General features: G+C 63.8%; 7 protein-coding genes and 1 pseudogene. 4 read left to right on the top strand and 4 right to left on the bottom strand.

The genetic code is table 11. The features are described 5' to 3' along the window. The 4 genes and pseudogenes from A3728_RS04510 to pyrH form a co-directional block, all read right to left on the bottom strand. Nucleotides 1–185: pseudogene (locus tag A3728_RS04510) on the bottom strand (phosphatidate cytidylyltransferase); the annotation flags it as partial. An 11-nt stretch (nt 186–196) separates the two neighbouring features. Next, nucleotides 197–937: a polyprenyl diphosphate synthase gene (uppS, locus tag A3728_RS04505; protein WP_067920658.1), complete on the bottom strand. Its 741-nt coding sequence runs from the start codon at nt 935–937 to the stop codon at nt 197–199. Between the two features lie 87 nt (nt 938–1,024). Then, the gene (gene frr / locus A3728_RS04500) at nt 1,025–1,588 is read right to left on the bottom strand and encodes a ribosome recycling factor (protein ID WP_067920656.1); all 564 of its coding nucleotides are present in this window, start codon (nt 1,586–1,588) and stop codon (nt 1,025–1,027) included. Nucleotides 1,589–1,706: 118 nt separating this feature from the next. Then, nucleotides 1,707–2,435 (bottom strand): UMP kinase, encoded by a 729-nt coding sequence (pyrH, locus tag A3728_RS04495; protein ID WP_067920660.1) that lies wholly within the window; start codon nt 2,433–2,435, stop codon nt 1,707–1,709. A 105-nt stretch (nt 2,436–2,540) separates the two neighbouring features. On the opposite strand from pyrH, the gene miaA reads away from it, so the two are divergent. The 4 genes from miaA to A3728_RS04475 all read left to right on the top strand — a co-directional run. Continuing rightward, complete coding sequence (gene miaA, locus A3728_RS04490; protein WP_067920654.1) at nt 2,541–3,428, top strand: tRNA (adenosine(37)-N6)-dimethylallyltransferase MiaA; 888 nt, start codon at nt 2,541–2,543, stop codon at nt 3,426–3,428. A gap of 342 nt (nt 3,429–3,770) precedes the next feature. Next, entirely contained in the window at nt 3,771–4,856 is a 1,086-nt protein-coding gene (locus tag A3728_RS04485; RefSeq protein ID WP_067920652.1) for an ABC transporter permease, read from the top strand. 13 nt (nt 4,857–4,869) lie between these two features. Next, complete coding sequence (locus A3728_RS04480) at nt 4,870–6,339, top strand: ABC transporter permease (RefSeq protein WP_067920650.1); 1,470 nt, start codon at nt 4,870–4,872, stop codon at nt 6,337–6,339. An 88-nt stretch (nt 6,340–6,427) separates the two neighbouring features. Continuing rightward, a partial coding sequence (locus A3728_RS04475; RefSeq protein ID WP_150120642.1) for an ABC transporter ATP-binding protein occupies nt 6,428–7,250 on the top strand: 823 nt, incomplete at its 3' end.

Below are 7,250 nucleotides of genomic sequence, written 5' to 3'. Positions count from 1 at the left end.
GCACCCCGTTCGCCGGGGCGCAGCATGCCGACCAGTTCCCAGACCATCAGCCCGCAGATCAGCGCCACCAGCAGGTGAAAGACAAGTCCGCCGAACCAGATGCCCAAGAGTCCCGCCACGACCATCGCGGCCCCCGACCCCATGCGCGTGGCCAGATCCGCCCACCGTTCCGTCTTTGCCGCCATCAATCGTTCCCCTATCGCTTGACCCCGCCGAAGCGGCGGTCGCGCTGGCCGTAGTCACGGCAGAGCAGGTGAAACTCCTCCTTCGTGAAGTCGGGCCAGAGCGTATCGATGAATTCGTACTCCGCATAGGCCGACTGCCAGAGCAGAAAGTTGGAGATGCGCGCCTCTCCGCTGGTGCGGATCACCAGATCGGGATCGGGCAGCACTCGCGTGTCGAGATAGCGCGGCAGGGTCTCCTCATCCACGGCGGAGGGGTCGAGCCGGCCTTCGGCCACGTCCTGCGCGAGCCGCTTGGTCGCTCGGGCCACCTCATCCCGACCGCCGTAGTTCAGCGCGATGGTCAGGTTGACGCGGCTGTTTCCGGCGGTGGCCTCTTCGAGTTCGTTCATCAGCCGGATGAGCTTTGCATCGAGCTGCACCCGGTCGCCGATGAATCGCACCCGCGCCCCGAATTCGCTGAGCGCGCGGGTCTCCTTGGCGATGTAGCGGCGAAAGAGGCTCATCAACCCGGCGACTTCTACCTGTGTGCGTTTCCAGTTCTCGGTCGAGAAGGCAAAAATCGTCAGGAATTCGACACCGATATCCGGGCAGGCCTCGACGATCTCGCGGACGCGCTTGGCACCCGCATGATGGCCGAATAGGCGCGGACGGCCGCGCTGGGTCGCCCAGCGGCCATTGCCGTCCATGATGATCGCGACATGACGCGGCCCCCCCGGAACACGTTCGATCGTAGTGTCGGCGGCGGTGGACATTGATGGGTCTCCGGCGAGTTGGCTGACGCGGCCCCGTCAGTGAGTTGTGCTGTTTTTCGGGTCTTTCCGCCTTCTTCGGGAAAGGCGTCAGACCTGCATGATCTCCGCCTGTTTGGTTTCGAGCTGGTCATCCACCGCCTTGATGAAGCGGTTGGTGATTTCCTGCATCTCGCCTTCCCAGATCTTCTGGTCGTCTTCGCTCATCCCGTCGGCCTTGGCCTTCTTGATCTTGTCCATCCCGTCCCGGCGAATGTTGCGGATCGAAACGCGGGCATGTTCGGCATATTGGCCCGCCACCTTCGAAAGCTGGGCGCGGCGTTCTTCGTTCAGCTCGGGGATCGGCAACATGATGATCGTGCCGTTGAGCTGCGGATTGATGCCCAGACCGCTTTCACGGATAGCCTTTTCCACCTTGCCGACCAGGCCCTTGTCCCAGACGTTGATGGTGACCATCCGCGGCTCCGGCACGTTGACCGTGCCGACCTGGTTGATCGGTGTCTTCTGGCCATAGGCTTCCACCATGACGGGTTCCAGCATCGAGGCAGAGGCGCGGCCCGTGCGCAGCGAAGCGAATTCCGTCCGCAGTGCCGCAATCGCGCCCTCCATCCGGCGTTCGATGTCGTCTGTATCCAGCATAAAATCGTCTGACATGGTTTTCCGTTCTCACTCGTCGCTCGTTCCGGCCCGGGGCCGCCTGCCGGTTTGTATAGATCATGCGCCGGTGTGATTACCAGCATGTTTGCCGGTGGGCCGGGCGCCTGCCGCGGGGTCAGCCCTGAACGCGGGTATAGGTCCCCTCGCCCGCAAGGATCCCCTTGAACCCGCCGGGCTCATCCAGCGAAAAGACGATGATCGGCAGGTTGTTGTCGCGCGCCAGCGCGATGGCAGAGGCATCCATGACACCCAGGCGCTTTTGCAGGACGTCGTCGTAGCTGACCGTGTCGTAGCGCTTGGCGTCGTCGTGCTTGGCCGGATCCTTGTCATAGACGCCGTCGACCTTGGTGCCCTTGAAAATCGCCTCGCAGGACATTTCGTTCGCGCGCAGCGTGGCGGCGGTATCGGTGGTGAAATAGGGGTTGCCCGTGCCGGCGGCAAAGATGCAGACCCGCTTCTTTTCCAGATGGCGTACGGCGCGGCGGCGGATATAGGGCTCCGCCACTTCGTTCATCGTGATCGCGCTGATGACGCGCGTGTGGATCTTGAGGCTTTCCAAAGCGGATTGCATCGCCAGCGCGTTCATCACCGTGGCGAGCATGCCCATGTAATCGGCGGTGGTCCGTTCCATACCCTGCGCGGAGCCCTGAAGCCCGCGAAAGATGTTGCCGCCGCCGATGACCATGCAGATTTCCACGCCCATCTCATGCACGCTCTGCACTTCGCGGGCGATGCGTTCCACGGTCGGCGGATGGAGCCCGTAGCCCTGATCGCCCATCAACGCCTCCCCCGAGATCTTCAGCATCACCCGTTTGAAGGTCGTCTGGGGGGCATCTTGTGGCATGGGGAAACCTTTCAGGGGGGTGCGGCGCGGCACCTGATTTGTATTTCGGCGCAAAATGTCGCAAATGCGCGAAAGGATCAATCCGTACCGGAGGGCCTTCGCGCCATGTCGTCGCCTTTCGACCCAGAAACGCTGAAGCGGCTCGATCCCGCCCGCCCGGTGCTCATCGCCGGGCCTACGGCCTCCGGCAAATCCGGGCTGGCCCTGCGCATCGCCGAAGAGGCGGGCGGCACCGTGATCAACGCCGACGCGAGCCAGGTCTACGACTGCTGGCGGGTGATCACCGCGCGCCCCTCGCGGCAAGAGGAGACCCGCGCGCCCCATGCGCTTTACGGTCATGTCCCTGCGACCACAGTCTATTCCGCCGGCGAATGGCTGCGCGATCTGGCCCCGCTGCTGAGGGGCGGGTCCCGGCCCATCGTGGTCGGCGGCACGGGGCTTTACTTCGCGGCCCTCACCGAAGGGCTGGCGGAGATCCCGCCCATCCCGCCGAAGGTTCGCGAGGAAGCCGATGCGCGCACGCTGCCCCAGTTGCAGTCCGATCTCGATGGGCGGACATCCGCGCGGATCGATCTGGCCAACCGGGCGCGGGTCCAGCGGGCGTGGGAGGTGCAGCGGGGCACGGGGCGCGCCTTGGCGGATTGGCAGGACGATACCGGCCCGCCGCTGCTGCCGTTGGAAAACTGCCTGCCGCTAGTACTGGACGCGGACCGAGACTGGCTCAACACGCGGATCGCGCGGCGCTTTGACGCGATGTTGGCCGAAGGCGCGCTGGAAGAGGCAGAGGCGGTACGCCCGTCATATGACCCCGCCCTGCCCGCGCATCGCGCCATCGGCGTGCCCGAACTCATGGCGCATCTGGAGGGGCGGCTGACGCTGGAGGCCGCGCGCGACGCCGCCGTGATCGCCACCCGGCGCTATGCCAAACGGCAACGTACATGGGGGCGCAGCCGGTCGGACCGCTGGATCCGGATTGACCCGGCAACGCTCTGATCGCCTCCGGCGTGGCCCCGCCTGGCCGGCCCCGGGAGCCACTGGATGGCGTCCACGCAAACCCGGGAAGTGATACACGATGTCGCAAAAATTGCCCCAAAGGTCTGAACGCGACATTGACGCACCCCGCCCGTTCATGCCTGATAGGCGCCACAAGTGACATCACAACCCGGCGAAAACACCGGGAAACCCTTGATCGAATGGCGCCGATCCGGGACAAGACCAACAAACCGACGCCACCGGGGGCCTGTGCCCGCGCGTGGCAGGCCAAGTGAACGACGGGTCGCAAAGACCTGATAATCCGGCAGGATCAACCTGCCCGCCACGCAACAGGGGCACCCGATGGGATTATTCATTCTGCGCCGGCTGGGCGTGATGCTGCTGACGGCGCTATGCCTGACGTTCATCGTGTTCTGGCTGACGAACCTCTATCCGAACCTCGAAAAGCTCGCCAAGACCCAGGGCAACTTCCGCATGTCGGACGAAGCCGTGACAAGCTACCTGACCGACAGGGGGTATCTGCAGCCCCTGCCCGTCAAGTTCGGTCAATGGCTCGGGGTGCTGCCGGGATGGGAGACGGTGCGAGACGACGGTGAGGTCTTTGGCCGCTGCTTTGCCGCGGGCACCCCGGAAGAAGCGCGCCCGACGCGCTGCGGCGTGCTGCAGGGCGACTGGGGCTTTTCCACCGTCTTCAAGGAGGACGTGGCCCCCACCGTGCTGACCCGCCTTGCGCTCACCGGCAAGCTCATGCTCGGCGTGCTGCTGCTGATGGTGCCATCGGCGCTCATCGTAGGCGTGCTCGCGGGGATGAAAGAGGGCTCCAAGCTCGATCGGTCGCTCTCCACCTTCTCGATCGCGACGACGGCGACGCCGGAATACGTCTCCGGCGTGATCTTCATCGCCGTGCTGGCCTCTTCCAAATACGGGTTGTCGCCGCTGTTGAACGAATGGGGCGTGATCGACAGCAAGACGCTGTTCCTCGGTTCGGCCACCAGCGCCATGGCGGATGCGAATTTCTGGAACTTCTTCCTGCCGGTGCTGACCATCTCGCTCTACGGCATGGGATATATCGCGCGGATGACGCGCGCCTCCATGACGGAGGTGATGACGGCGCAATATATCCGGACCGCGCGCCTGAAGGGGGTGAAGTTCAGCGACATCGTGTTGAAACACGCCCTGCGCAACGCGCTGATCGCGCCCTTCACCGTCATCATGCTGCAGATCCCGTGGCTGCTGAACGGGGTCGTGATCGTCGAAACCCTTTTCAACTACAAGGGCTTCGGCTGGCTGCTGGTGCAGGCCGCCTCCAACAACGACATCGAACTGCTGCTGGCGGTCTCTGTCGTGTCGGTGATCGTGGTGCTGGTGACGCAGCTCATCTCCGACATCGGCTATGTCTACCTGAACCCGCGCATCCGCATTTCCTGAGAGGAACGAGCTTATGGAACCGTTGACATGGACCGGCGCGCTGAGCGGGCTGAACATCGTCTTCTATACCGTCGTGGGCCTGCTCGCGCTGGCCATCGTGCTGCAGATACTCGCCGCACTCCTGCCAAGCACCGGGGGAACCGCCAGCGTAAATCCCGACGGCACGATGACGGCAAGCCCCGGCTTTTCAGGCCTGATCGGATCGGCGGTGGCATGGCTCTTCTATGCGACGCTGGCGCTCATCCTCGTCTATCTGGTGGGGGGGATATTCCTTGGGCCTGAGGCCGGTATCTTCGGCGGCATGGCGCAACAGTTCCTGCCCGTCTGGATCGCCCTGATCGTGACCTTCGCGCTGTCGATCACCTACAAGCGGCGGCTGGGCCTTTATGGCAAGCTCTTTGACAGTACCGTAGGCATGATCGGCTTCGCCATCGTGATGTTCTGGGTGTTCACCGGCGTCTTCGGCGGGGTCTTCGACCTTCTGGTCACCCACGACAGCCTCAGCCAGGTGTCGGGCATGAAAAACAAGCTTCCCGGAACGCCCCTGCGCGGGGCCGAGGAAGGCGACTACCCGTGGTTCCTGCTGGGGGGCGACAATCTGGCCCGGGACGTGTTCAGCCGGCTCATCAAGGGGTCCTGGGTAGTGGTCAAGATCGCGCCCTTCGCCACGCTCTTTGCCTTCATGGTGGGGATCACGCTGGGCCTGCCGGCGGGATATTACGGCGGAAAGCTCGACACGCTGCTGAGCTTTCTGGCCAACCTGATCCTCGCCTTCCCGGTGATCCTGCTGTTCTACCTGCTGGTCACGCCGGAGATCGTGCTGACCGGCATTCCGAACTACATGGCATTGTTCCTATTTTCCTTTCCGCTGATCTTCGCGGCGATCCTGCTCAATTCGCGCTACTACACGCAGCCCTCTTTCCGCACGCCGCTGCTGGTGGTGGTGCTGGGCGTGGGCCTCTGGCTCTACCTGTCGATGGTCACCACCGACGGGGCCATCGTGGCGACGAATACCTATGTGATCCCGGGCATCCCGCCGTTCCTTGACCTCTTCGACATCGACCCCGGGATCCTCGTGGTTTTCGTCTCGGTCGTTTTCGTGAACTCGCCCACCGTCTTCCGGATCGTGCGCGGCCTCGCCATGGACATCAAGACCCGCGACTACGTGGCCGCCGCCCAGACCAGGGGCGAGGGCCCGTGGTACATCATGCTGTGGGAGATCCTGCCCAATGCACGCGGGCCGCTGATCGTCGATTTCTGCCTGCGCATCGGATATACCACGATCCTTCTGGGCACGCTGGGCTTCTTCGGGCTGGGGCTCGAATCCGAAAGCCCGGACTGGGGGAGCACCATCAACGCGGGACGGCGGCTGCTGTCGCTCTACCCTCATGCGGCGATAGCCCCGGCGCTGGCGCTTCTGAGCCTTGTGCTGGGTCTGAACCTGCTGGCGGACGGGCTGCGGGAGGAATCGCTACGCGACTGAGGACGGCCCGGGGGCCAGCCCCCGGACCCCCGGGATATTTTTCCATTTGGAAGGCGCAAGCGTCTTTCGGAAGGACAAGGAGAACGACATGGTCAAGGAAGCATACGACGGCCCCATCCTCGAGATAGACAACCTGTCGATCTCCTTTTTCACCCGGTTGCGGGAAATCCCCGCCGTGATGGATTTTTCCGCCAGCGTTCAACCCGGCGAGGCGCTGGGGCTGGTGGGTGAATCGGGCTGCGGCAAATCCACCGTGGCGCTCGGCGTGATGCAGGATCTGGGCAAGAACGGCCGGATCGTCGGGGGATCCATTAAGTTCAAGGGCCGCGACCTTGGCGAGATGACGCAGGATGAATTGCGCGACATCCGCGGCAGCGAGATCGCGATGATCTATCAGGAACCGATGGCGAGCCTGAATCCCGCCATGCGGATCGGCAAGCAGTTGATGGAAGTGCCGATGATCCATGCCGGCATGTCCGAAAAGGATGCCTACGACCGCGCGCTTCAGGTCGTCACCGACGTGAAGCTGCCGGACCCGGAGCGTATCCTGAAGGCCTATCCGCACCAGCTTTCCGGCGGGCAGCAGCAGCGCATCGTGATCGCCATGGCGCTGATGTCGGAGCCCTCGCTGCTGATCCTCGATGAGCCGACGACCGCGCTCGACGTGACGGTGGAGGCCGCTGTGGTGGAGCTCGTGAAGGAGTTGGGGACCAAATACGGCACGTCCATGCTTTTCATCAGTCACAACCTCGGGCTGGTGCTGGAAACCTGCGACCGGATCTGCGTGATGTATTCCGGCGAAGCGGTGGAGGACGGCTCCATCGAGGATGTCTTCGACGAGATGCAGCACCCCTATACGCAGGCGCTGTTCCGGTCGATCCCGCTGCCCGGTGCGGACAAGAACGCGCGAC

It is taken from the genome of Sulfitobacter sp. HI0040 (assembly GCF_001634885.1).
Lineage (GTDB): Bacteria > Pseudomonadota > Alphaproteobacteria > Rhodobacterales > Rhodobacteraceae > Sulfitobacter.
This window is presented reverse-complemented; position numbering and strand designations above follow the sequence as displayed.